General features: G+C 58.3%; 30 protein-coding genes and 1 other RNA gene. 23 read left to right on the top strand and 8 right to left on the bottom strand.

Annotated features, from left to right (window positions below; translation table 11 throughout):
• Window positions 1-66: 66 nt before the first annotated feature.
• The 4 genes from ACZ500_RS21465 to ACZ500_RS21450 all read right to left on the bottom strand — a co-directional run bounded on the left by ACZ500_RS21465 (window position 67) and on the right by ACZ500_RS21450 (window position 3,124).
• On the bottom strand, window positions 67-906 hold the full coding sequence (locus ACZ500_RS21465; protein ID WP_464229466.1) for a hypothetical protein: 840 nt from the start codon (window positions 904-906) through the stop codon (window positions 67-69).
• Between the two features lie 269 nt (window positions 907-1,175).
• Entirely contained in the window at window positions 1,176-1,457 is a 282-nt protein-coding gene (locus ACZ500_RS21460) for an acylphosphatase (protein WP_464229465.1), read from the bottom strand.
• A gap of 55 nt (window positions 1,458-1,512) precedes the next feature.
• Window positions 1,513-2,235, bottom strand: a complete 723-nt coding sequence (locus ACZ500_RS21455; RefSeq protein WP_464229464.1) for a hypothetical protein — start codon at window positions 2,233-2,235, stop codon at window positions 1,513-1,515.
• Window positions 2,236-2,299: 64 nt separating this feature from the next.
• Entirely contained in the window at window positions 2,300-3,124 is an 825-nt protein-coding gene (locus tag ACZ500_RS21450; protein ID WP_464229463.1) for a nucleoside phosphorylase, read from the bottom strand.
• 441 nt (window positions 3,125-3,565) lie between these two features.
• Here ACZ500_RS21450 and ffh point away from each other — a divergent pair, with 441 nt between their 5' ends.
• From ffh to ssrA, 14 genes are all read left to right on the top strand, one after another.
• Window positions 3,566-4,891: a signal recognition particle protein gene (gene ffh / locus ACZ500_RS21445; RefSeq protein WP_464229462.1), complete on the top strand. Its 1,326-nt coding sequence runs from the start codon at window positions 3,566-3,568 to the stop codon at window positions 4,889-4,891.
• Between the two features lie 226 nt (window positions 4,892-5,117).
• Window positions 5,118-5,381: a 30S ribosomal protein S16 gene (rpsP, locus tag ACZ500_RS21440; protein ID WP_464229461.1), complete on the top strand. Its 264-nt coding sequence runs from the start codon at window positions 5,118-5,120 to the stop codon at window positions 5,379-5,381.
• Window positions 5,382-5,425: 44 nt separating this feature from the next.
• On the top strand, window positions 5,426-5,656 hold the full coding sequence (locus ACZ500_RS21435; RefSeq protein ID WP_296994283.1) for a KH domain-containing protein: 231 nt from the start codon (window positions 5,426-5,428) through the stop codon (window positions 5,654-5,656).
• A 73-nt stretch (window positions 5,657-5,729) separates the two neighbouring features.
• Window positions 5,730-6,194, top strand: a complete 465-nt coding sequence (gene rimM, locus ACZ500_RS21430; protein ID WP_464229460.1) for a ribosome maturation factor RimM — start codon at window positions 5,730-5,732, stop codon at window positions 6,192-6,194.
• Window positions 6,184-6,948, top strand: a complete 765-nt coding sequence (gene trmD, locus ACZ500_RS21425) for a tRNA (guanosine(37)-N1)-methyltransferase TrmD (protein ID WP_464229459.1) — start codon at window positions 6,184-6,186, stop codon at window positions 6,946-6,948. The genes rimM and trmD overlap by 11 nt, the downstream gene beginning before the upstream one ends.
• Complete coding sequence (locus ACZ500_RS21420; protein WP_464229458.1) at window positions 6,945-7,553, top strand: RNA methyltransferase; 609 nt, start codon at window positions 6,945-6,947, stop codon at window positions 7,551-7,553. The genes trmD and ACZ500_RS21420 overlap by 4 nt, the downstream gene beginning before the upstream one ends.
• Window positions 7,554-7,589: 36 nt before the next feature.
• Window positions 7,590-7,934 (top strand): 50S ribosomal protein L19, encoded by a 345-nt coding sequence (gene rplS / locus ACZ500_RS21415; RefSeq protein ID WP_464229457.1) that lies wholly within the window; start codon window positions 7,590-7,592, stop codon window positions 7,932-7,934.
• A gap of 46 nt (window positions 7,935-7,980) precedes the next feature.
• Window positions 7,981-8,610 carry a ribonuclease HII gene (locus ACZ500_RS21410; protein ID WP_464233104.1) on the top strand — a complete coding sequence of 210 codons (630 nt, stop codon included), beginning with the start codon at window positions 7,981-7,983 and terminating at the stop codon, window positions 8,608-8,610.
• A gap of 11 nt (window positions 8,611-8,621) precedes the next feature.
• Window positions 8,622-8,975: a YraN family protein gene (locus ACZ500_RS21405; RefSeq protein WP_464233103.1), complete on the top strand. Its 354-nt coding sequence runs from the start codon at window positions 8,622-8,624 to the stop codon at window positions 8,973-8,975.
• 158 nt (window positions 8,976-9,133) lie between these two features.
• Window positions 9,134-10,078, top strand: coding sequence for a 16S rRNA (cytidine(1402)-2'-O)-methyltransferase (gene rsmI, locus ACZ500_RS21400; RefSeq protein ID WP_464229456.1), 945 nt, complete (start codon window positions 9,134-9,136; stop codon window positions 10,076-10,078).
• Window positions 10,071-10,316, top strand: coding sequence for an HPr family phosphocarrier protein (locus ACZ500_RS21395; protein WP_464229455.1), 246 nt, complete (start codon window positions 10,071-10,073; stop codon window positions 10,314-10,316). Before rsmI ends, ACZ500_RS21395 begins: the two co-directional genes overlap by 8 nt.
• Window positions 10,313-12,097, top strand: a complete 1,785-nt coding sequence (ptsP, locus tag ACZ500_RS21390) for a phosphoenolpyruvate--protein phosphotransferase (RefSeq protein WP_464229454.1) — start codon at window positions 10,313-10,315, stop codon at window positions 12,095-12,097. Before ACZ500_RS21395 ends, ptsP begins: the two co-directional genes overlap by 4 nt.
• A 17-nt stretch (window positions 12,098-12,114) precedes the next feature.
• A complete protein-coding gene (gene smpB / locus ACZ500_RS21385) occupies window positions 12,115-12,579 on the top strand; it encodes an SsrA-binding protein SmpB (RefSeq protein ID WP_464233102.1) in 465 nt (154 codons plus the stop codon).
• A gap of 42 nt (window positions 12,580-12,621) precedes the next feature.
• Window positions 12,622-12,972: a transfer-messenger RNA gene (ssrA, locus tag ACZ500_RS21380) on the top strand.
• A 419-nt stretch (window positions 12,973-13,391) separates the two neighbouring features.
• Here ssrA and ACZ500_RS21375 read toward each other — a convergent pair.
• Genes ACZ500_RS21375 through ACZ500_RS21360 form a run of 4 tightly spaced genes read right to left on the bottom strand, consistent with a single transcriptional unit; the run spans window position 13,392 to window position 16,191 of the window.
• Entirely contained in the window at window positions 13,392-13,814 is a 423-nt protein-coding gene (locus ACZ500_RS21375; RefSeq protein ID WP_114607973.1) for a hypothetical protein, read from the bottom strand.
• Complete coding sequence (locus ACZ500_RS21370) at window positions 13,811-15,397, bottom strand: recombinase family protein (protein ID WP_464229453.1); 1,587 nt, start codon at window positions 15,395-15,397, stop codon at window positions 13,811-13,813. The genes ACZ500_RS21375 and ACZ500_RS21370 overlap by 4 nt, the downstream gene beginning before the upstream one ends.
• Window positions 15,390-15,914, bottom strand: a complete 525-nt coding sequence (locus tag ACZ500_RS21365; RefSeq protein WP_464229452.1) for a DUF2924 domain-containing protein — start codon at window positions 15,912-15,914, stop codon at window positions 15,390-15,392. Before ACZ500_RS21365 ends, ACZ500_RS21370 begins: the two co-directional genes overlap by 8 nt.
• A gap of 34 nt (window positions 15,915-15,948) precedes the next feature.
• Complete coding sequence (locus tag ACZ500_RS21360; protein ID WP_460032808.1) at window positions 15,949-16,191, bottom strand: hypothetical protein; 243 nt, start codon at window positions 16,189-16,191, stop codon at window positions 15,949-15,951.
• Between the two features lie 301 nt (window positions 16,192-16,492).
• Here ACZ500_RS21360 and lexA point away from each other — a divergent pair, with 301 nt between their 5' ends.
• The 9 genes from lexA to ACZ500_RS21315 all read left to right on the top strand — a co-directional run bounded on the left by lexA (window position 16,493) and on the right by ACZ500_RS21315 (window position 23,551).
• The gene (lexA, locus tag ACZ500_RS21355; protein WP_353612805.1) at window positions 16,493-17,116 is read left to right on the top strand and encodes a transcriptional repressor LexA; all 624 of its coding nucleotides are present in this window, start codon (window positions 16,493-16,495) and stop codon (window positions 17,114-17,116) included.
• A 46-nt stretch (window positions 17,117-17,162) separates the two neighbouring features.
• Window positions 17,163-18,329 (top strand): hypothetical protein, encoded by a 1,167-nt coding sequence (locus ACZ500_RS21350; RefSeq protein ID WP_011700573.1) that lies wholly within the window; start codon window positions 17,163-17,165, stop codon window positions 18,327-18,329.
• A complete protein-coding gene (locus tag ACZ500_RS21345; RefSeq protein ID WP_464229451.1) occupies window positions 18,322-19,386 on the top strand; it encodes a hypothetical protein in 1,065 nt (354 codons plus the stop codon). The genes ACZ500_RS21350 and ACZ500_RS21345 overlap by 8 nt, the downstream gene beginning before the upstream one ends.
• Window positions 19,387-19,708: 322 nt before the next feature.
• Window positions 19,709-20,035, top strand: a complete 327-nt coding sequence (locus tag ACZ500_RS21340) for a hypothetical protein (protein ID WP_011367849.1) — start codon at window positions 19,709-19,711, stop codon at window positions 20,033-20,035.
• A 195-nt stretch (window positions 20,036-20,230) separates the two neighbouring features.
• Entirely contained in the window at window positions 20,231-20,815 is a 585-nt protein-coding gene (locus ACZ500_RS21335; RefSeq protein WP_464229450.1) for a sigma-70 family RNA polymerase sigma factor, read from the top strand.
• Window positions 20,816-20,919: 104 nt separating this feature from the next.
• Window positions 20,920-21,255, top strand: a complete 336-nt coding sequence (locus ACZ500_RS21330) for a hypothetical protein (RefSeq protein WP_011367847.1) — start codon at window positions 20,920-20,922, stop codon at window positions 21,253-21,255.
• Complete coding sequence (locus tag ACZ500_RS21325; protein WP_464229449.1) at window positions 21,252-22,268, top strand: PD-(D/E)XK nuclease family protein; 1,017 nt, start codon at window positions 21,252-21,254, stop codon at window positions 22,266-22,268. Before ACZ500_RS21330 ends, ACZ500_RS21325 begins: the two co-directional genes overlap by 4 nt.
• Window positions 22,269-22,294: 26 nt before the next feature.
• Window positions 22,295-23,065, top strand: coding sequence for an ATP-binding protein (locus tag ACZ500_RS21320; RefSeq protein WP_022661692.1), 771 nt, complete (start codon window positions 22,295-22,297; stop codon window positions 23,063-23,065).
• Window positions 23,066-23,077: 12 nt separating this feature from the next.
• Complete coding sequence (locus tag ACZ500_RS21315) at window positions 23,078-23,551, top strand: DUF669 domain-containing protein (RefSeq protein WP_013219083.1); 474 nt, start codon at window positions 23,078-23,080, stop codon at window positions 23,549-23,551.
• Window positions 23,552-23,553 lie beyond the last annotated feature (2 nt).

Below are 23,553 nucleotides of genomic sequence, written 5' to 3'. Positions count from 1 at the left end.
GGAAACCAGTTACCGTGCTCCGACAAACTGCCCGGTTCCGATGCGACCCCGGTCCCGCCCTATCGATCAGGAACGATGCTGCAGGATCATCCCCCCCTCCAGATTCATGTCAGACAGCGTCCTGAAGGTGGCCTGCCGGTCTGTGACCCCCGTCACTTCGATCCTGCCGATCCTTCTCCCCATCAGATCATAATTCTTTCCACCGGCGGCGGTTACCATCTCGCCTTTGGTGAAAACATCGAATGTGTCCCCTACCTTGATTCCCGTATCATGTCCGGCGGGAATCACGAGGCCCTCCCCCTCGACAAACAGGAGGGTTGTACGCCAAGGGATCCGTTTCAACGCCTCGATGGTACTGTCGACCTGCTCTTCGATGAGATCAGGCAAATTCGCATCCCAGACCTCATGTCGCAGCTCAGGCGCAATCGCCTCTTCCACACCGGCCGGGGCAGCCTCTTCTTCCGGAATGGAAAACTCCCGCCTCTCCGTGTAGGTAGCGGTAATGGCCCCCTGGGAAACGTCTACCACATTCAGGATGATCGCCGTCGTATAGAACCGCCGTGTCTCCCGGAAAGGCCAGATGCCAGCCCGCCGGACATCGGTTTCGATCGGCGCCAAACTCCAGGTCACCACCGCATGCATCCGCTTCCTGTCAGCCGCCTCGATGATCTCGCGGGGTGCTCCAGGACCGAAAGGGGGTTTGTTCGCCAAGGCAGCCTCCAGCGGATCTTCATATGAAAAAATCAGGAAATCAGGTGATTTTGCCAATTTTGTCATGAAATCCTGTTTGATGGCCGTTATCCGTTGAGGGCCCAGGGATGCCAGATCGAGCGGTGTCGTCACCATGACCCGCTTCTTGAGTTCCGACCCTCCCGGCATCACCTTCCCTGCCAGCTTGCGGCTCATACCGCATCCCGCTGATAAGGCAAGTGCCATTACCAGGATCAAAGACAGGCACGCTCTCCGACGCATCATTACCATAAAGGATACCTTTCTCTTTCCTTACCGCCTCTTCTTGCAGTCCACCCCGCCCGGGCCGGCTCCACTCCGACCAAGGCGCCCTTACCGCCTCACCCCGTCCGAACAACCAAAAGATACCAAACCTCTATAGCAGCCCCGGCCTGTGCCGCGGTCGAAACACCTTTAGCCTGATCCCCTCCGCACACTTCAGGCCATTATCCGTAGCGTACAGCAAAGGCGCCCAGGTCCCCCCGCCACGGCTCATCGTCTCTGATGACCCTCGAAACACGGGCCGCCGGCGGCCCGTGACGGCACCAGTCGGCCAGTTTCCCGACCTTGTCGGCCGCACCTTCCGCCAGGACCTCGACCCGGCCGTCAGGAAGGTTGCGGACCCATCCGCTCACCCCCAGCTCTATAGCCTGCCTTCGCGTCGAGTCCCTGAACCACACCCCCTGAACCCGGCCTTCGATGATCAGATGTACACGCAGGTTCTGCATCTCCCTACGCCCCCCAACCCGTTCTCCAAGTCGCCCCCCGTGCCGCACGAACGCGTCAACCCGAGCAGACGCACCCCGGCTCCTCCTCGAATGCATAGATCAAACACCGGCAGGCACCCGAAAATCCCTCCGCCCCCGACCCATTCGGAGGAACAAGGTCCGGCTGAATCAGAACACCCCTCACCTCATAAGGCCACTCGGACCGTTTTTCGCGGATCTCGGCGCACATGCCCAGGACCTCTTCGATCGATCGGCACAACCGCATGCCGGGCCGATCGATGCGGAACCCCCAGCCCTGAATCTGCAGCAAGCGCTCGTACAGCGAAGATGACACGGAAACCCCACCCTCATGGGCCCGGATCCGGTTGAAAAAGACGTTGAAGGGAACCCTGGCGCTATGCCTTGCCTCTCCGGTAAGAAAAACATCTGCCGCAACGGCACATCCATCCGGGAAGAGAGGGTCGCCCCGCCGTTCTCTTTCCGCATTGAGCGCCTTCAAGGCCTTTCGCTCCAGATAAACCTCCCCTCCGACCTCCATAACCTCGGGTACCTTGCCGTAGAGGCTCTCCCTCTCGACCTTCAAGGGTACGGCGAGGATGGTCTTCAAAGACCCCAGGACATCGCGCCGATCCAGGTCGCCGAACGATGCAAAAGCCTCCCTCAGAATGCCTCCCCGGTAAACCGCCTCGAACGAAACGCCTGCAACCGCCGGTTGGACACAGTAGTCAACGGAACCCGACTTCACTTCGGCTCCAACCCGCCGATGAAATTCGAGCACCTCCGATTCCTCCCGCGCAACGCAAGTATCACGAAAGACTTTCATCATACACCTGTCATTTCCGTCATTCACCACCCACCGCCTCGCCCGAAAAGCGTTCCGGGCCGTCTTTGGACCTTGACTCTGAAGGGCTACGCCCTCGTTCTTCCCCCGTGCCGATCACAAGATCGAGAAGCGTCTCGGCGGCGACCCGTGATCGCTTCTTCAACAGAGGATCCCGGAAACCTGGCCGCCACCTGTATTCGAACAGTTCATCCGACACGACGAGCAGCGCGCACATCCGGACACCGCGAAAAAGCGAGACAGCCATGAGAGCCGAGATCTCCATCTCGACAGCGAGGGCGCCCCGCTCCTGGAAATGCCTGATCTTTTCGGGCGTTTCCCGGTATGGAGCATCCGTCGTCCAGACTGCGCCTTTCCGATACCCGAACCCCGCGCCCTCCAGCCCCTTTTCGAGGCGCTCCACCAGCTCCGTGTCCGGAATCAGCTCCTCGCCCACCCCAGGATAATGTCTGCTCGTCCCTTCTTCCGGATAAGCGCACGCCGGTATCAACAGGTCACCGATCCGCGCGTTCGGACTCAACGACCCGCACCAGCCGAAGGCCCAGATCCTTCGAGCACCCAACGCGATCAGCTTCTCGATCCCCATGACGGCATGAGGCGCACCCAGAAACGGCCCTGACAATGCACAGGTGCCCCGAAACCTTTCCTTTGGAAGGTAAAGCCGGTATAAATCACTATCGGCGAATGCGACCGGTTCGGCTGAGATCCGGCCAGCGAGATGCCGAAGTTCGAACGGCGGCATCACCATCAGTACATCCGCCGGAATGATGGGTTCCCCCTGTCCACGATGAGGGCGTATGATGCCTTCCTGAAGACTCTGATCCACCTGTGGCCGCTCCTGTCCGGGATAACTGGGTGTTCTCGAGAAAAATCCGAAAAGTCTTTTGATATTAGAATTTCGAACGGAACCTGGCAACCACAAAATCCTGCTCTTCTGCGCCTGGCCCCGCTGCACCATCGACCCTGAGCCCGCTTTTTACGAACAGGTTCGAGGGATGCCTCCCGGATGAAAATATGGGTGAAAGACAACTGCAAAAATGCTAAGGTTCCAAAAGGTGTCTTACAAAAAAGAGTCGTTTTTCTTCCGAAGGAACCTTTTTTCTGCCACCGGCGGTCGCCTATGCCAAAACCAGCCCTTTGTCGATCACCCATGCTTGGCTTACCGGAAAACACGCCTGCTTCGCAGTGTTTGCCACCTTTTAAGTTGACAGAAATAGACTCTTGCGGATAAACTATTTGTTTACCAAAAGACCCGTGGAAATGGACCATGTTCGAAAATCTGACCGAGAAACTGAACCACATCTTCAAAAAGGTGACCGGCCGCGGACGCCTGACCGAGAGCAACATACAGGATGCCCTGAAGGAGGTGCGCCTGGCCCTGCTCGAGGCGGATGTCCATTACAAGGTGGTCAAGAACCTGATCGAAGAGATCCGCAAGCGCGCGGTGGGGCAGGAGGTGCTCGAAAGCCTGACACCCGGTCAACAGCTGATCAAGATCGTCAACGAAGAGCTTGTCCGCCTTATGGACGGCGGCAGGCAAGACCTGGATCTGAGCGGCAGAACGCCGCATGTCCTGATGCTCGTGGGGCTTCAGGGGTCCGGCAAGACCACTACCGCCGCGAAGCTGGCTGTGTACCTGAAGAAGCAGGGGCGCCATCCCTATCTGGTCCCTGCCGATATCTACCGTCCCGCGGCGGTTGATCAGCTGAAGAAGCTGGGCGCGCAGATCGATGTTCCGGTGTATCCCACGGCGGAGGGAGAGAACCCGGTAAGCATCTGCCGTGATGCGTTCATCAAGTCGGGCGGCGTCGGCGCGGATCTTGTCATTTTGGATACAGCCGGCCGTCTGCATGTGGATGACGCATTGATGGATGAACTCGTTCGCATCAAGGCCGCCGTCACCCCCAACGAGATCCTCCTCGTTGCGGATGCGATGACCGGGCAGGATGCGGTCACGGTAGCCAAGCACTTCGACGAAACCATCGACCTGAGCGGTATCGTCCTTTCCAAGATGGAGGGCGACGCCCGAGGCGGAGCGGCTCTTTCGATCAAGGCCGTCACCGGGAAGCCCGTCAAGTTCATCGGTACGGGGGAAAAACTGGATGCCCTCAGCGCCTTTCATCCGGACCGCGTCGCCTCCCAGATCCTCGGAAAGGGAGACGTCCTCTCCCTGATCGAAAAGGCGCAGTCCCAGTTCGACGAAAAGGAGGCCATCAGGCTTCAGAACAAACTGAAGAAGAGCAAATTCGATCTCGAGGACTTCCAGTCACAGCTCAAACAGATGAAAAAGATCGGTTCGATCGAACAGATCCTCGGCATGCTGCCGGGCATGGGACAGCTCAAGAAACTGAAGCAGCTCAAACCCGACGAAAAGGAACTCGGCAGGGTAGAGGCCATCATCAATTCCATGACGCGTGAAGAGCGGCGTAATTACAAGATCATCAACGGCAGCCGCAAGCGGAGGATCGCGCACGGCAGCGGGGTTCAGGTGCAGGACGTGAACCGCCTCCTCAAGAACTTCTCCGACACCAAAAAGATGATGGAGCGGATCACCAAAAAAGGGTTTGCCGGCATGCCCTCCCTCTTCAGTTGAAGATCGCGCATCGAAAACCGGCATTGAACCGGGGCTCGTATTGGGGGCAGACCCGCCGGAAAGCGGAGTGGGCTTGACGCTGGGAGCCCGTTTAGAGGCGGCGGGAACCATGGCAGTACAACCGGCAGCGGAGCGGCGGATCCTTGGGATACCCCGCATCCAATGGAAGCCGCAGGTGTTTTTATGGATGGCAACAGATTATCAATCTTTTAGGGAGCACTAAAAAATGGCAGTCAAAATCAGGTTGGCTAGGCTGGGTGCGAAGAAAAAGCCTTTTTACCGCATAGTCGCGGCTGATTCAGGGGCACCTCGAGACGGCAGGTTCCTGGAGATCCTGGGCTACTACGATCCGATGAAAGAGCCGGCGGTCGTCAAACTCCATGAAGACAAAGTGAGAACCTGGTTGAGCCGGGGAGCGCTGATGTCGGAATCAGCCCGGGCCCTCTTGAAAAAAGAGGGTTTGGTGGGTGTGGACACGTCTTCGAACTGAGACTTGGTGGTGGAGGCGACTTCAAACGACGGAGGTGATTTGAGATGAAGGACTTGATCACATTCATAGCTAAAGCGCTCGTGGACAAGCCGGAAGATGTTGTTGTCACCGAAATCGAGGGCGAACAGACTTCAGTAATTGAGCTCAAAGTCGCGAAAGAGGATCTGGGAAAAGTTATCGGCAAGCAGGGCAGAACCGCACGGGCGATGAGGACGATTCTCAGTGCAGCCTCCACAAAGATCAACAAACGCTCTGTCTTGGAGATTATTGAATAAATCGAGACAAACAGAGGGGGGCGATCTGGTCTCCATCGGCAGAATCGTGCGACCGCACGGTGTCAGAGGGAGATTGAAGGCCGTTTCATACTCCGGCCGAGGGGATGCGTTCTCCACGGCAGGAACCGTTTACATCAAGGATGCCTCCGGTGCGGTGCAAGCCCATGAACTTCTGGAATTCATCCCGCACAAGAACGTTTTCCTCCTGCTTCTTGACGGTATAACCTCGTTGGAACGGAGCGAAGCATACAGAAACGCCGAGATACTGGTCAGAAAAGATGCGCTTTTGCGCGAGCCCGGTGAATTTTTCTGGTTCGAACTGATCGGGCTCGGTGTTTACCTCGAAAATGGGGATTGCTTGGGGTCCATCACCGAGATCATCCCCACCGGAAGCAACGATATCTACGTGGTCAGGCATGAGAGCGGCGGAAAAAGCTTTGTGCCCGCTATCCATGATGTTGTTGTGGAGGTGGATATCGAAGGCGGGCGGATGGTCATAGCGCCCCTGGAAGGGATGATCGAACCCGATGCGGTTTGACGTGCTCACCCTGTTTCCCGAGATGGTCCTCTCCGCCGTGCGCTACGGCATCATGGGCAAGGCACTCGACAGGGGCATCGTGGATGTGAGGGCGCTGAACATCCGCGATTTCGCGAGAGGACCCCATAGAACCACCGATGATCGGCCTTATGGCGGCGGCTACGGAATGGTCATGAAGCCGGGGCCTATCTTTCGGGCGTTGCAGACCGTCGAACGGACCGGCAAGGCCCATCCGGTGATCCTCCTAAGCCCACAGGGGGAGGTTTTCAACCAGCGCCTGGCTTGGGAGCTGGCCGAACTGGATCAGTTGATTTTCGTTTGTGGACGATACGAGGGGGTGGATGAGCGGATCAGAGACCTCTGCATCGACCGGGAGATCTCCATCGGAGACTACGTGCTGAGCGGAGGAGAACTGGGGGCCCTGGTGGTCATGGACGCCGTAACACGCCTCCTGCCGCATGCACTCGGTGGAGAAGGCTCCAACACCGAAGATTCCTTCGCTGACGGCCTCCTCGAATACCCGCATTACACCAGGCCAAGCCTCTTTCAGGGGATTGCCGTCCCTGAGGTGCTGCTCTCGGGAAATCATGAAAGGATCCGGACCTGGCGGAGAATGGAATCCATCAGGAGGACCCGCGAAAGGCGTCCGGAGCTCTTGCGCACAGCCGAACTCGATCCTGACGAGATTTCCGCTCTCGCGCAGATCGGCCGCAGCAAACGGGATGATGAGCCCGGCAACGGTCCCGGCCTGTGAGTTGCCGGCGGCGTTCTCTTTACATCGGCCTGACGCATTATCCGGTGTATGACAAGCACCGGCGGCGAATCTGCTCCGCCGTCACGACTGTGGATCTGCACGATCTGGCTCGCTTATGTGCGACTTACGGCCTCCAAGGCCTTTTTGTCCTAACCCCTCTCGAAGACCAGAAGGCCCTGGTCGAAAGGGTGAAGCACCATTGGACCGAGGGGTACGGTGCCGGGTACAATCCACACCGGAGGCAGGCGCTCGAGCATTTGCGACTTGCCTCGACGCTTGAAGAGGCCGCTGCGGATATCCGCGCCACAGAGGGAGCCTCGCCGCTTTGCATCGCGACGGATGCGTCTGAGCACGGGGGGAACTGCCTCGATTATCCGCAGGCAAGGAGCATACTGGCCAGTCCGGGGCGCCCCGTCTTGCTGGTCCTGGGTACAGCGTGGGGGCTGACAGAAGAGGTTTTTGCCGCCAGCGACCACCTTTTGGAGCCCATTTACGGACCGACAGCCTATAACCATCTTTCAGTGCGCACGGCTGCCGCGATCATTTTGGACCGACTGGCCGGCCCCTTGCGAGATGGTTCGTCATCGACACTGGATCACCCATAGCGGGCAAAAAAAGCCCGATTGTTAGTAGGAGGATACATGAACATCATTGAGACAATCGAAAGAGAACAGATGCGCTTCGATATACCGGCCTTCAGGCCCGGAGATACCGTGAAGGTCCATGCGCGCATCAAAGAAGGTGAAAAAGAGCGGATCCAGGTATTCCAGGGCGTTGTCATCCGCAAGCGGGGCAGCAGGATGGGGGCGACTTTCACGGTTCGGAAGGTCTCCTATGGAATCGGCGTGGAGCGCATCTTTCCGCTGCATGCACCGTTCATCGACAAGGTGGAAATCCTGACGAGGGGGCGTGTGAGAAGGAGCCGGCTCTATTATCTCCGAAACCTGAAAGGCAAGGCCGCCCGCATCAAGGAAAAGCGATTCTAGCGGCCGCAGGTCTCCCGGGTTGACAAAGAGACAGCGAAACCTGAACCTGTTCGGTGCGCCTGCCGCGGCCGAGCCGGTGGAACCCCTCGCCCACGAGAGCGAGGCGCGAAGCAACGGCTTTCACTGTGTGGCGGGCGTCGACGAGGCCGGCCGGGGCTGCCTTGCCGGACCTGTCGTGGCTGCTGCTGTGATCCTTCCGGAAGGAGTCGATCTGCCTGGTGTCCACGATTCCAAGTGTATGACCGCCCACGCGCGTGAAGAGGCATTCCGGATCATCCAGAGGACGGCCATTGCGACGGCGATAGGGGTTGTATCACCCGCTGTCATCGACCGCATCAACATCCTCAGGGCCGCTCTGGAAGCGATGCGAATGGCTGTTATGGCACTGGATCCGAGCGCCGACTTCCTGCTCGTGGACGGAATCCACCCCGTGCCTGCCGGGATCCCCCAAAGAACGCTGAAAAAGGGGGACCGGATCTGCCGCAGCATCTCGGCCGCTTCGGTCATCGCCAAGGTCTACCGGGACCGGATCATGGGCGCCTATCACCGGCAATACCCTGCCTATGCATTCGATAGCAACAAGGGCTACGGCACCCGGGACCATCTCTCAGCCCTCAGGACAGTCGGGTGGTGCTCTATTCATCGCATGACCTTCAAGGGGGTATGCCGGCCTTGACTCGGAAACGGATGGAACTCGGCCAAAGGGGCGAAAAACTGGCCTTGGAAGCCATCGAACGGAACGGCTATCGACCCGTTCACCTCAATTATCGTTGCCCGCTCGGAGAACTGGATCTGATCGCAAGGGATGGAGACACGCTGGTTTTTATCGAAATCAAAACGCGCTCCTCGAGCGATACCGGCCCTGCAAAAGAGGCCGTCGACCGCCGGAAACAGCGTCGCCTCTCCCGCTTGGCCCTGAATTACCTGAAGACGCACGGAGGTGTAGATACCAGGTCGCGTTTCGACGTCGTCGCGGTCGGCCTCTCCGAGGACCAGCCAAAGATAGAGATCGTCAAAAATGCCTTTGAACTGCTCTATTAGCGTTCCCCGGGAAAGCCCCTTGCGGCCGGTCTCGACGTCTTTTTCGGCCAAATACGCCGAAATCGTTCGAAAAATCCCTGTCCGGAAGGATGACCGCGCGCGACAGGCGGCCGACACGCTCGATTCAGACCCGGCCCGGCCTTCCGCCGGATCGACGAATGGCTGATCCGAAGAAAAACAATCCCGTTCCCGAGACCGCCGCCAACATCGGGCGCAAGGGCACTCTTTATGTAGTCGGCACCCCCATCGGCAATCTGGAAGATATGACCTTCCGGGCGTTGCGGGTGCTCAAAGCCGTCGATCTCGTTGCCGCCGAAAGCGTCGAAAGGACCAAAGGGCTCTGCCGCCATTACGGAATCGCGACCAAGGTCGCCCGGTACAACCAGCACAATTTCCGATCCAGAGGCCCTGAGCTCATCAAGCGTTTGCAGTCAGGTCACGACATCGCCCTCGTGACAGATGCCGGCACACCCGGCATATCCGATCCCGGAGGCATGCTGGTTGCCCTTGCCCGAGCGGAAGGATTGCCGGTCACAGCCATCCCCGGACCGTCGGCCGTAACCGCCGCACTGTCGATCTGTGGTCTGCCAGCTGACCGATTCCTTTTTCAAGGGTTCCTGCCAACCCGCGCCGGTAAGAGACACAAGGAACTGGAGCAACTGCGGACCGAAAAACGCACCATGATTTTTTTCGAGGCCCCGCACCGCATCCTGGACACCCTCGGGGAGATGCTGCAGGTCCTCGGCGACAAAGAAGTCGTCATCACCCGTGAGCTTACCAAGGTCTTCGAACAGGTCGAGGGAGGGCCGTTGAGCGGCGTTCTGAAGCGACTGAAGGAAAGTCCGCTTCTCGGGGAATTCACCATCGTCGTCGAGGGCGGTGGTGGCCGGAATGAGGCGCCGGCGACCTCCTGCCAAGAGCTTGGAATGGAAATCGATCGCCTCCTGAAAGAAAGGAAAGGCGCCAAGGCGGTCGCCGAATTTCTCTCCCTCAGAGATGGCTTGCCCTATCGAAAGATATACAGGGAATGCCTTGCTAGACTGCAGCATTTCCAAAAGGTCGGTCAAAATGGATGTGGTTCAGAATTTGAAGATCATGAATAAACTAGGGCTGCACGCAAGGGCCGCCGCCAAGATCGTCGAATTGGCCAACAGCCATCGTTCCAAACTGTACCTGAAAAAGGACGGACATGAGGTTGACGGAGACAGCATCCTGTCGATCCTCACGCTTGCCTGCCCAAAAGGAAGTGAAGTTCAGGCACACATCGTCGGCGAAGATTCCGAGCAGTTCATGGAAGCGCTACAGGACCTGTTCGAGAGGAGATTCGGGGAACATCAATGAGCGTCCGTCATCCCTCAGAAAGAAAACGCCTGCAGGGGATTGCGGTCTCTCCAGGCATCATCATCGGCAAGTCACACCTGGTTGACCGCTCCAGCGTCAAGATCCTTTATCAATACCTGATCAACGACAAGCAGCTGCACAGGGAAGTCGAGCGGTTCGAAGCGGCAGTCGCCACGACAGAGCAACAGCTCAACTCCCTGAAACACCAGCTGCCGAATCATGTACGCGAGCATGCTTACATCCTCGACAGCCACACCCTGATCCTCAAGGACAGCATGCTGAAGGATTCGACCATCAAGCGTATCCTGAGCGAAAAGATCAACGCCGAGTGGGCCATCAAAAAATCCCTCGAGGAAATACGCCGCATCTTCGAACAGATCCAGGATGTCTACATCCGCACCCGGATAGATGATGTCGAAAACGTCTGCGAACGTATCCTCCGAAATCTCGCCGGTGAAAACCAGCCCAGCCTGGCGCACATCAACGGACGGGTCATCATCGTCGCCCACGATCTATCGCCTGCCGACACGACCGAGCTCAACATCAGCCGGGTGATGGGCTTCATCACGAACGTGGGCGGCCGTACGTCGCATACAGCCATCATGGCCCAGGCACTCGAGATCCCCGCGGTCGTCGGCCTCGAGTCCGCCACGGCCGAGGTCGAGGAAGGCGATCTCCTCGTGGTCGACGGCAATACGGGCGAGGTCATCATCAACCCGGATGACAACGACATCATTCTCTACCAGGAGCGCCAGCTCCAGTACGAAAAATACAAGTCCAGCATCGCCAAGGCCGGCCTTCTCCCCGCTGAAACCCTCGACGGGCACCGGATCACCGTCAAAGCCAACATCGAATTTCTGGAGGAGGTCGCGGCTGTCAGGGATCACGGCGGCGAAGGCATCGGACTCTATCGAACGGAATTCCTCTACCTCCGAAGCAAGGGCCTGCCCTCGGAAGAAGAACTCTTCGAGGATTACCGGGAAGTGGCCGAGATCATGTCCCCTGCGCCGGTCACCATCCGCACGCTCGACCTTGGCGGTGACAAGTTCGCGTCCGCCCTCGACATATCGAAAGAGATGAATCCGGCGCTGGGCCTGCGCGCCATCCGCTTCTGCCTCAAGGAAAAGGAGATCTTCAAGACGCAGCTCAGAGCCATCTATCGAGCGAGCGCTTACGGGCACGTGCACCTGATGTTTCCCATGATCTCGGGCCTGCAGGAGGTCCTCGACGCCAAACGCATCCTGGAGGAGGTGAAGGAAGACCTCGACCGGGAAAACATCCCTTATGATCCACAGATCCAGGTTGGAATCATGATCGAGGTCCCCTCCGCCGTTGCGCTGGCGGACCTTCTGGCCCGGCATGTCGACTTCTTCAGTATCGGAACCAATGACCTCATCCAATATGCCCTGGCCATCGACCGCGTCAACGAACATGTAGCAGGGATGTATCAACCTTTTCACCCGGCGATCCTGCGGATGATCCAACAGGTTGTCGATGCCGCCGGAAAAGCCGGCATCGGGGTTTCTCTGTGCGGTGAAATGGCCGGCGACCCCCTATGCATTCCCATTCTGCTCGGCCTCGGCATCACCGAACTCAGCATGAATTCCCGGTCCATCCCCGCCATCAAGCGGGTCATCCGCGCGATCTCTATGGAGGAGGCGCTGAAGGACTTTCATACGGTCGGCATGCTTGCCACTACCCGGGAAATCAAAGACTTCATCTCCGGGCGCATGAAGGACATTTTGCCCGATCTGGATATGCAGAAGCACCTCGACGCCTGAGAGCATTTCCGGCCTGGATTGAACGGATCGATATGAAGATCGTCTGTCAAAATCGAAAAGCCGCCCACGAGTATTTCTTCGATGAACTGATCGAAGCCGGAATGGTGCTTCTGGGCCCGGAGGTCAAATCCCTTCGGGAAGGCCGCGCCAGCCTCGTGGACAGTTACGGCAAAATCAAGGACGGTGAAATCTACATCTACAACATGCACATCACCCCCTACCCCTATGCGCATCATCTGGATCTCGACCCTCTGCGGCCCCGGAAACTTCTTCTGAAGAGGCGCGAAATCGGGCGGCTGATCGGAAAAACGGAAGAAAAGGGATATACCCTGGTCCCGACCAAGGTCTATTTCTCGAAGGGCCGCGCGAAGGTGGAACTGGCCCTCGCCCGCGGAAAACGCAAATACGACAAGCGCCAGGTGCTCAAGGAAAAGGAACTTCAGCGCGAAATCGACCAGGCCAAAAAACGCGAGGGTTATTGACATTTGGGTTGTACATCCTTAAAATAATAAAAGATGAAGAAAGGGGGCGAACCGGTTTCGACGGGGATGATTGAAGCTTGGGTTGCATGTCGAGGTTCTGGCTGCTCGTTAAACGGCTGGACAAACACAAACGCAGACGATTATTCGTATGCTCTAGCCGCTTAAGGCTAGCGTCCTACCGGTCTTTGCCTGCGTGATCGGATAGGGCGTCGACTAGCGGGCTAGCTGATCCGGTGTACCTGTGGGCCGGTGAAGCGAAATTTACACGGGTTAGTCTCGAGGTTAGCCTGCATGGTAGCGACCCCCGAGGCGAAATTTCTATACCATGCTATGCATGTAGAAACCTAAGTGGAATATTTCCGGACGGGGGTTCGACTCCCCCCGCCTCCACCATTTGAAAAAAGACAACCCGTCTCTCTGGGGTCATTCTCCGGGGTGACGGGTTTTCTTTTTCCCCTTGTTTCTAAAGGGTTTGCGCCCGTTTCACATCTTTCCAAAGAACCCCTCCGCACCATCGATTCTCCCCATCCTCCAGCCATTCTTTCTCTGTTTGGCCCCTGATTCTCTGTTTTCTCCGGACGAAGTCCGAAGCGCGTCCGGAAAGCTACATCCTTGATTGATATGGGTTTGCGGCTGGTTGCCGTTTTTGGCGGTTGTCTTAGGTCTTCGTTCGATGCCGCAACCGGACGTTTTTTTCGAAATCGCCCGCCTCGGCCATGAAAAGAAGCGTGGTCAACTCCGCTTTCCTACCCCCTAAAGTAGAAAAGCCGACGCTGATGGTCGGCTCTCTGTGGTGGTCTCCGGTCCGGTCGTCAGTCGGTGGCGAAGCCGAACTGGCGGCGCTGCTCGGTCCAGTCCTCGGGAAAGGTCTGGGTCAGCTTCGCCAGCGAGAGCCCGTTGGGTTCCTCGCCGTTGATCAGGGCTTCGACGATGTCAGGGGCCAGGGTCGTCAGCTTGAGAATGCGGGCCACATACGAGCCATCGACGTCGAGGGTACGGGCAAGCTCGCTGATGGACTTGATCTGGCCGGATTCGAGGATGTCGGCCCAGGAAAAGGCCCTTCCCAGCGCCTGGAGGATGGCGGACTGCACCGGTTCCTGCGCTCCGGTGATTTCTCCATCCAGGGCCTGGGGAGCGATGACCGTCTTGCGGCCGCGCATGCGCCTGATCAGCATCGGGATGTGGATCTGCAGGTTGCCGTTGTCGGCAACGGTAATGGTCGGCTTCATTTTCATCGGCTTGCCCTCCGTTCGGTGACTTCGCATGCCAGACCAGCCAGCTCGGCGATGAGCGTTGTCAGCCCGTTGGTGCGCAGCTCCATGTCGATTCCGGTCTCGCGGATCTCGACCTTATCCACCAGGAGGCGGATCAGCCGGTTTCGCTCCACCGGGAAAAGGTCCTCCCAGAAACCCTCGACATTCTGGAAGGCCTCCGAAACGTCCTGTTCCGTGATGCTGTTCCCCTGGTAGGCTTTGCAGCGCTCGCTCACATGGGTCAGTTGTTTCGAGAGCTCGACCGCCTGGCGATTGACCGTCGTCAGCATCTCGGTCTTGCCCGGCTGATCGCTGCCGGGTTTCATCAATTCGAGTGCCTGCTCCCGCGCCTGCGACAGCTCCATCTCGAGTTGGGCTTTCTGCTTGAACAACCGCTCCCGCTCTGCCTGCTCGATGTCCCGGGCCGCGAAGTAAGTCTTGGCCACCAGCGTCGGTGTGCGGAACACGGCGCTCAACTGCTCGATCACCGCCTGCTCGATGTCCCCGGCGGGAATCCGCTTGAGCGGGCATCGGCTCACGGTCCGCTTGCTGTCCTTCTGGCAGATGTAATAGGTGTAGTGGCGGCTGTTCTTGCGGGCGTAGGTCGGTCCCATCGCGCATCCGCAGTGGCCGCAGCGGATGACGCCCTTCAGCGGGGCGACCATTTTGGTCCTGGCCATGGAAACCTTGACCGGTTTGTTGTCCTCCAGGATGGCCTGCACCTTGTCCCAGGTCGCCCGGTCGATGATCCCTTCGTGCTCGCCGGGGTAACTGCGATCCTTGTGGGCGATCTCGCCGATATAAATCCGGTTGTTGAGCAGCCGGTAGATGTGGGCGGTGTTCCATTCGGAGCCCTCGCGCACCTTTCCTTTCTTGGTGGTCCAGGCCTTGGTGCGGTATCCCTGTTCGTTCAATTCCTGGCCCAGCTTCTTGGCCGAGCCGATCTGGATGAACCGGCGGAAGATGTACTGCACCGTCCTGGCTTCATCCGGGTTGACCAGCAGCTTCTTGTTGTCCCTGTCGACGTCGTATCCGAGGATGGGTACGCCGCCGCAGTATTTCCCCCGGCGCTTGGCTGCCGCCACCTTGTCCCGGATACGCTCGGCGATGACCTCCCGCTCGTACTGGGCGAAGGTGATCAGGATGCCGAGAAACATCCGGCCGGTGGGATCGGTGGTGCTGAAGTGCTGGGTGACCGAGACGAAGCTGACACCCTTCTCGTTGAAGAGGTCGATCATCTTCATGAAATCCAGCAGCGAGCGGGACAGCCGGTCGACCTTGTAGACGACGATCACATCGATCTTCCCGGCGTCGATGTCCGCCAGCAGGCGGCGCAGCCCCGGACGCTCCATGTTCCCGCCCGAGAAACCACCATCGTCATAGCGATCCGGCAGAGCCGTCCAGCCCCGCATCCTCTGGGCTTCGATATAGTGTTCCGCCGATTCCCGTTGCGCATCCAGCGAGTTGAACTCCTGTTCGAGCCCTTCCTCATGACTCTTGCGTGTGTAAATGGCGCAGCGCAGGGTCTTATTTTTGCCCAGCGCTACATTGCTGTTATCAAGCATCCGAACCTCCTTCGGCTTTTCTGCCGTAAACCTTCTTCAGTCCGAAAAAGACTTTCCCGTTCCAGCGCGTCCCGGTGATCTCCCTGGCCACCGCGCTGAGCGACCGGAAGGTGCGGCCTTCGAACTCGTAGCCATCGGCAAGAACGATCACCTCATAGCGCCGGTCGTTCCATACCCGCACCAGTCTGGTCCCGGGCAGGATCGCCTCGTTTGATTTCCGCTCCTCTGGGATGCGTCGATTGACAGTGGCGACCGGGTCCTCCTTGGCGGCCTGCTGGAGATGGACCTTGGCCTGCTCGGACAGCCCACCGTAGAAAAGCTCCTGGATGCGATAGGCCAGCCGCTTGATGAGGAATTGCTTCTTGTACTGGGGCGGCTCTTCGCCGTAGAGGTCGAGCCATTTTTCCCGGAGCTGCTCCAGGGACATGGATTGCAGCAGGGCCATCTGCCGAAGGACCGAGTTTCGGGTTCGGTCCTGATTCTTGCCGCCGGTGGCGACGTTCTGTAACTCATTCATTTTCAACTCCTTATTTTGGTTTCCGGACGAGTTGTCATGAATGAATGCTCTGTTCCGGCAATGAATCAAGTCCTTCTCCGAGCACAGGGGAAGAATCTTCGAAAATCTCTAACTCACTGCCTCCACATGCTTTTTTGGCCTTTCGGCGCAGGATCGCAGTGGCCAGAATGGAGGCGGCTGACTGGAGCCTCGCCTCACCCGACAGGCGGCCGGGTTTGCCGTTTTCGCCAAGGTCATCCGTCCCCGGTACATCATTCATTTCCTGTACATCCAACATCGAACACCTCCGGTGGGACCGGGGGGCTGGATGGTGTGGATGCCAGAAAACGGTGGCGGTCGGGATGCGCGTTCGATGGCACCCACAACCGCCTCAGCTCCGCCTCTGGTCGGTTATCTGGTTTCTAACTGCTCGTCCGGTTTCAAACCGGCTTTCTTCAGGCCTTACCTACCGAGGGGCTCATGGAAGTGTCGGAAATCAGGTGTGAGATTATTTCTTGACCTGATATGCATAAGGTTTATATTATTAGGGTTTGCTGGCGCATTGCGCCTTTTTGTCTTTCAACAGAAATGGAGACGCCATGGGCAAAGCGAAGACGGATGAGATAACGCCGTTGCAGCGGAAAACGCTCGAAGCGATATGTCGTTTTGTCGATGCCAAGGGCTTTCCTCCAACGATGAAGGAACTGAGCGAGATCTTTGAAATCAGCCCGGCGAGTGCCCACGACCGGATCAACCAACTGGTGCGCAAGGGATACCTGAAGCGAGAGGACGGTAAGTCTCGCGGCATTGCCGTCGCCCGCCGTCCCAGCGAGATGGCTGCCTCCCTGGTTTCAATCCCTGTTGTGGGTATGGTGGCGGCTGGCTGCCCCATCCTGGCGGAAGAGAACATCATCGGCCAAGTACTGGTCGAATCGGACGTCGTTCGTTCCGGTCAGCACTTTGCACTCCGTGCGGTGGGTGACAGCATGGTCGGTGCCGGTATCAACGATGGTGATTTGATCATCGTGCGGCAGCAGCCCATCGCCGAGGACGGAGACATCGTTGTCGCGCTGCTCAACAACGAGGCGACCGTCAAGCGGCTGAAAATCAAAGACGAGCTCATCGAATTGGTGCCCGAGAACCCGGAGGTAAGAAAGATCCGGATCAGGCCGGAGGATGACCTTCGAGTTTTAGGCAAGGTCGTTGGATGGAAACGGAATTAACCGAGACAGACATGGACGAATAACGACAAAACGACAGGAGTATTTGATGGCAACTTTTAACCTACGCCGCTTTTCGAAGCCGGAGATGCTCCGGCGAATCGACAGGAAGCATCTCATTGCCTTTCTGGAGCCTCATGCCGCCTATTTTTCAGCTCGCGGCGTAGAGTTGCCACCAGTCCAGCAGGAAGATGGCCTGGACTACAACGCCCTCAGCCACCTTTTGCTGACGCCGGACAGTACGACCCCAGATGATCTCGCCGAGGCGCTGTTTTATGTCAATGAAGTCTCGACCCCCGAGGGTTTTGATTCCATTCAGGATGAGATCGCCGGAACGGACATCGACGTGGAAATCGGGGAGAACGCCGCTCCGGCAGACTTGGCGATCCAGGTCTGGATGGCTGACCGGGAAATCATCGAGAAGGTACACGCCGAACAGTTCTTCATGAACGTCAGGTCTTTCGAGTATTTTAAGACCAAGAAAAACCCGCTGCCGGATTTCGTGCTGCCATCCGAGGAAACCCTCGCGGCCCTCGAAGCCGATCTCGACGAATGGTTTTCCAAGAAACGTCGGGGTAAGTATTCCAAGGTGTTCGTCTATCCCAAAGAGGGCCACACATGGTTCCTCGTGCGCCATGGCAAGCCCTATGCCCGTGAGGCGGTCATTGAGGCCGGTGAGTCCACCAGCCAGTACTTCCGTCCTGAAAAATTCGACGTGCTTGCCTACAACCCCGTGATCGGGGAAATCCGCATGAACGCTGAAACCAAGGGTGAGAAGGAGCTCTACCGCAAGAAATTCGGATTCCACCTGTTCGGAGACGAAGAGTTTTTCAACGAGCGCAGCCGATTTGATCTGGAACCTTTGCGGCAAATTGGTGAGGACGCGCTTCTATGTGACGATGTCGATGGCATCGAGTATGTCAGGCTCAAGGAAGTTCAGGTCTTTTGGGGCGGCGCTCACAAGGACGTCGAAATCCGCAGGTCTGAAGACATTTTTGCATCCCTTCGTGATCGAGGAGTTTCACTTCCGGGCGGAGGGAAAATCATCAAAGCAAGTTTTCAGATTAAGTTCGAGGGGTCCAAGACTCCAAGATCTGTGATTTTGAGTTCAGGCAACCGGGCGCAATTCAAACGTGATGGTGATGCCGAGATTATCGAGAGGTGGCTTGGACTCAGGGGTTTCATCGTCGGAGCCGGGGGCGTTTCGGATGAGTGATCCCGCCTGGGCATATCTGGAGACATTGCCTGGAAAGTCGGCGGCGCTGTTCGATTGGGATAAGGCGCTATCCGGCTGGGATCGGTATCCGTTGTTTCGGGATCACTTCCTTCAACTGACCAAGAATCACGCGACCGCCGTGGATTGTCCAACGGAATGTGGCCTCGGATGCCCACGGAGTGTGGTTACGCATGCGAAGACCAACATCCGAGCCGTCTGCAATGAAAAAGAAAGCGCGGCCATTCAGCTCTCTCCAAGGCAGACGCTGATCTACCGGCTCAAGCAGTCAGCCATCAATGGCGCTATCTGCGCGGCCTTGGGAATAGAACACCGAGAGTCGAAACTCGATGGCTTGTCCCACACATGGAGATTGGGCGATTTCATACCCACTGCGGGGATGGACTTCCCAGTTGTTCTGACGATGCAGGACAGCAAGGATGCACTGGCCGAGGTCGTTCGATCTTTATGCCTTTCAACCATTAAACCCTTTGTCTTAATCGCGCCCACGCGCCTTCATCTGAGTCCTGCTGTCGAAACACTGCTGGCGCAGAAAGACAGCCTTTTCATTGCGCTGAACGAAGATCTGTACCTGGGTGATGCTCCACGATTCCTGACCCGTCGGGACAAGACTGAGATATTCGCGCCCCTTATCGGTCAGGTGCCTGAGCCGGATTCAGGCGGCACGGTGTTTTTTCCGACACCGCCGGGCACCACATGGCCACAAATCAAGATTCAGTTCCGCGATGGTCATACCGTGACGATATGGGCGGGAGAAAAAACTGGACGTTATTCCTACGGCGAAATGGGCATGTTGAATCGAAAGAACAACAAGCCAACGGTCCAGTGGCGTTGGTTGGAGGGGTTCGCAAACTCGCACGGGGAGATCGATTGGAAGAACAAGTATTCGGCGGTCACGTTGAAGAAACAAAAGCAAGAACTGTCAAAACGACTGCGGGCATTCTTCCGGATCGAGGATGACCCCATCGAGTGGATAAAAGAAACAAAGACCTACCGCTGCAAGTTTCGCATCCTTCCGGAAGGTGACGAGGTCTACTGACCAGTCTCGTTATAGCCCGAGAAATCTAAAGCCCCGATTCAGGATTCTGGATCGGGGCTTTTTGCGTCTTGGAGGCCCGCCCGGTGAAATTTCACTGGGGCCGGGCAAAAAAAGTTAAAAAAGTTTTCCTCTGTAAACCCACCACCAATCAGAGCCTTACGGGCTTTCCTCCTCCTTGAGCCAGGGCGTTTTTCGGGGTCGCAACGAAAATTCGCCAAAGCAGGGTGACAGGTCTGGTGAACACAAAGAGTTCACGACCGCCACCCGGGAAATTCATGCCGGACCTGTCCCCCGGTCGGTCCAGAAATGAAGGAGGTTCGGCATGAACCAGACAAGCAAAGCACATCTCACCCCACCGAAGCGGCGACTCATCGAGCTGATGCAGGACATCAACTTCGGCCGCATCACAAACATTCCGGTCCGCGACGGCGAGCCGGAACTCACCCCTGACACGGTCATCGAGCGCGAGATCAAGCTGGGCGGACAAAGCGGTCCCCGGCCCGAGCGCGACCAGGATGACTTCATTCTCAAGCAAGAGGTCGTGGCGCTCCTGGAGCACCTCGCGCAGATGGGCAGCGGAAAAGTCTGTCTACTCGAGATCAAGCACGGTCTCCCGTTCCTGATGCGCATCGAGGAACGGGCAGCCTGAACACGTAACGACCTGAACCCTTAGACACTGGACAACAAGCTGGACGCATGGCGGAGGCTGTTGTGGGTGTCGCCGAGCCGAATACGGCAATTGGCGGCGTACCTGCGACCCCTTCGCCCACGCGACAGCTTTGTCCTGTGATCTGGCCCGTGCCGACACCCACGCGGACCTCCTCCTCGCTCCGAGGAGGCCCCGATGGTTTCACAGAATTCTTACGACGGCATCGACAAGTATGCCGCCGACCTCATTCGGCACAAAGCACGTCAACTCGTAGGCAAGGCCGGATTCACCGAGGACGACAGACCCGACCTCGAACAGGAACTGATGATCGATCTGCTGCAGCGGATGCGGCATTTCAATCCCGCCAAGGCCAAGAAGACCACCTTCATGGCCCGGATTGTCGAACGGCACATCTCCACCATTCTGGAGGCCCGGTTCGCCCAATGCCGGGACTGGCGGCTCTGCCAAACCTCGCTCAACGAACCCCTCGACAACGGTGAAGGCGACACCACCGAGCGGATCGACTTCCTGGACAGCGAGGGCTCTCTGGGAAGCGGCACCCGCGAGACAAGGGAACGCCTCGCCCATGAGATCCGCATGGACCTCGACCGGGCCATCGCCTTGCTGCCGGAAGAGCTCCGGGATCTGTGCGTGCGCCTGCACGACAGCACCATGGCAGAAATCGCCCGGGAGATGGGCATTCCCAGAACCACCCTCTACGACCGGCTGAGCAAGCTGCGGGAGGCTTTCAGCGAGGCTGGCCTGACCGACTACCTGTGATCTCCGACGCATCAGCCCCGGCTCCGGTAAGTAAGCACCGTGCCGCATGGTGCGGCTATCCGGGGCCTCGGAAATCAGAACCTGAACAAAAGAGGAGTTCAACCATGACTCACGACACCTACAAGTACCGTTTTGACGAGTCGGTCCCGGCCCAGGAACTGGAAGACACTTTCATGCTGGCGATGCTGGCCGTCGAAAGCCTGCATGGCCGTTCCCGTGTGCGGATGGAGAGCCGGTTCAATCTGGACAAGGCCCGACGCACCTGCGTGATCGACGCCTCCACCGATGTCGGCAGCGACCTCGCCCGCATTTTCACCGGCTTCGCCACCAAGGAATACGGCGAACGCTCGGTCCTGATCGAACGTACCCAGCCGTCGGGTTGCGCCTGTGCCTCCAAGCATCGCGCAGCGCCCGCCGCCGAAGCGGGGGTGGCGGTATGAGCGAGCTGATGACCACCACCTATTCCATGTGGCGGCTGTTCCGCAACTGCCGCATGGCCTGCAAGTGGCGCTACATCGACGAGCTGGTGCCGCTCGAGCGCGACCCCAATCTGGCCTTCGGCTCGGTCATCCACGACTGCCTGGAGTGCTGGCACGGCGAGCGGAATCTGGCCAAGGTCCTCGACCACATCGACCGGACCTATCCGAACCGGGCGCAGGACGACCATCAACAGGCCGACTGGCATCTCGCCCGGGCCATGATGAGCGCCTATGCGGAACACTACCCGGCCGAAGAGTTCGAGGTCGTCGCGCTCGAGAAAACCTTCGAAGGTCCCATCGTCAACCCGGCGACCGGGGCGACCTCGCGCAGTTTCATTCTCGCCGGGAAGGTGGACGGCATCGTCCGTCAGGATGGCCAGTATTTCCTACTGGAACACAAAACCGCCTCGCAGATCGACGCCAGCTACCTGGAGCGGCTGTGGACCGATTTCCAGATCATCCTCTACGCCTGGTACCTGGAGCAGACCCTCGGCATCACGGTCAGCGGCATCATCTACAACGTCCTGGTCAAGGCCAAGTTGCGTCAGGGCAAGGGTGAGACCGAAGCCGAATTCGAGGCCCGCCGGGCGGAGCTGATCGCCAAGTCGAAAACCGGCAAGAGCAGCGCCAAGCGCAAGCTGCCGGAGGACGACGAAACCTTCCAGCAACGGCTCCAGGAGAAGTACCTCGAGCCGGGCATGTTTCATCGCGAGGTGCTCTACATCTCCCGCGACCAGTTCGAGGAACTGCGGGCGGAGCTGTGGGAACTCTCCAAGGCCATGCTCGACGCCCGTCGGCGCGACATCTTCTACCGCAACACCAGCTACTGCTTCCAGTACGGAAGGCCCTGCGCCTACTTCCAGCTCTGCCGCTCGGGCGGCAACCCCAACGTCATCGAAAACCATTTCCAACGGATCGCCCCGCACGAAGAGCTGCGGGACGGAGCCGGTGAAGACGCCGCTCCGGTGTTTTGAAATCCCAACCATAAGGAGACGAAGCCATGCTTCCCAAGACCAAAAGCAAACCCAAACATACGCTCTCGGACCTCACCGCCCTGGTGTACGGCCCGAGCAAGATCGGCAAGAGCACCTGGTGCTCCAAAGCCGATGACGCACTGTTCCTGGCGACCGAGCCGGGCCTGAACGCCCTGGAGGTGTTCCAGACCCCGATCACCTGCTGGGACGACCTCTTGCAGGCCTGCGCCGAGATCGCCGAGGGCAAGCACGAGTTCAAGACCATCGTCGTCGACACGGTGGATAACGCCTACAAGATGTGCTCGGACTACGTCTGCAAGAAATTCAAGATCGAGCACGAATCCGACCTGGGCTACGGCAAGGGCTACGCGCTGATCAACAACGAGTTCCAGCGCGTCATCAACAAGCTCGCCTTCCTGCCCTATGGGCTGATCCTGATCTCCCACTCCCAGGAACGGGACATCGAGACCCGGACCGGCAAACACACCCGCATCGTGCCGACGCTGCCGGAAAAGGCGCGGAAGCTGGTTACCGGGCTGGTGGACCTGATTCTGTTCTGCGACCTGGACATGAAAACCGGCGAGGACGGCAAGCCGGTCTGGCAGCGCGTGATGCGCACCAAGCCCAGTCCCAACTACGACGCCGGTGACCGCACCGGCCGACTCCCCGAAGTCATCCCCCTCGATTTTTCGAGCTTCATGAAAGCGTTCAACAACACGGCAGCCGGAGCTGCGGCGAGTGCCGCCCGGCCGAAGCCGGAGCCGACCGCGAGTGCGGCGGCGAAACCCCAACAGTAAGGAGATCCGACCATGGAACACTACGAAAACCAATCCAGCAGCAACCTCGATCTGGCGCAGTTCGACGACGCCTTTGAAACCGCCGAAGTCGAGGAACGCGAGTTCGAGGCCGTCCCCGACGGCAAGTACCAGGTCAACGTCGACCGGGTCGAACTGACCCGCGCCCAGACCTCGGGCAACCCCATGCTCAAGTGGACCCTGCGCATTCTCGCGCCGACCCACAAGGGTCGTCTGCTCTGGCGCAACAACGTCATGGCCAGCAACGAGAACATCAAGTGGCTCAAGCAGGACCTCTACACCTGCGGGCTGCAGCTCCAGAAGCTCTCCGACCTGCCGGGCCACCTCGAGCAGCTTCTCAACATCAAGCTGGAGGTGACCAAGCGCACTCGCGGTGAAAACGAGAACATCTACTTCAACCGTCGCATTGTCATGGCCGACGATGCCGGGGCTCCCGGCGCGGCGATGGACGACATGATCCCGTTCTGATG

This window comes from Desulfatiglans parachlorophenolica (assembly GCF_055394735.1).
Note: the sequence above shows the minus strand (reverse complement) of the source record. Positions and strands in the feature narration are given on the sequence as shown.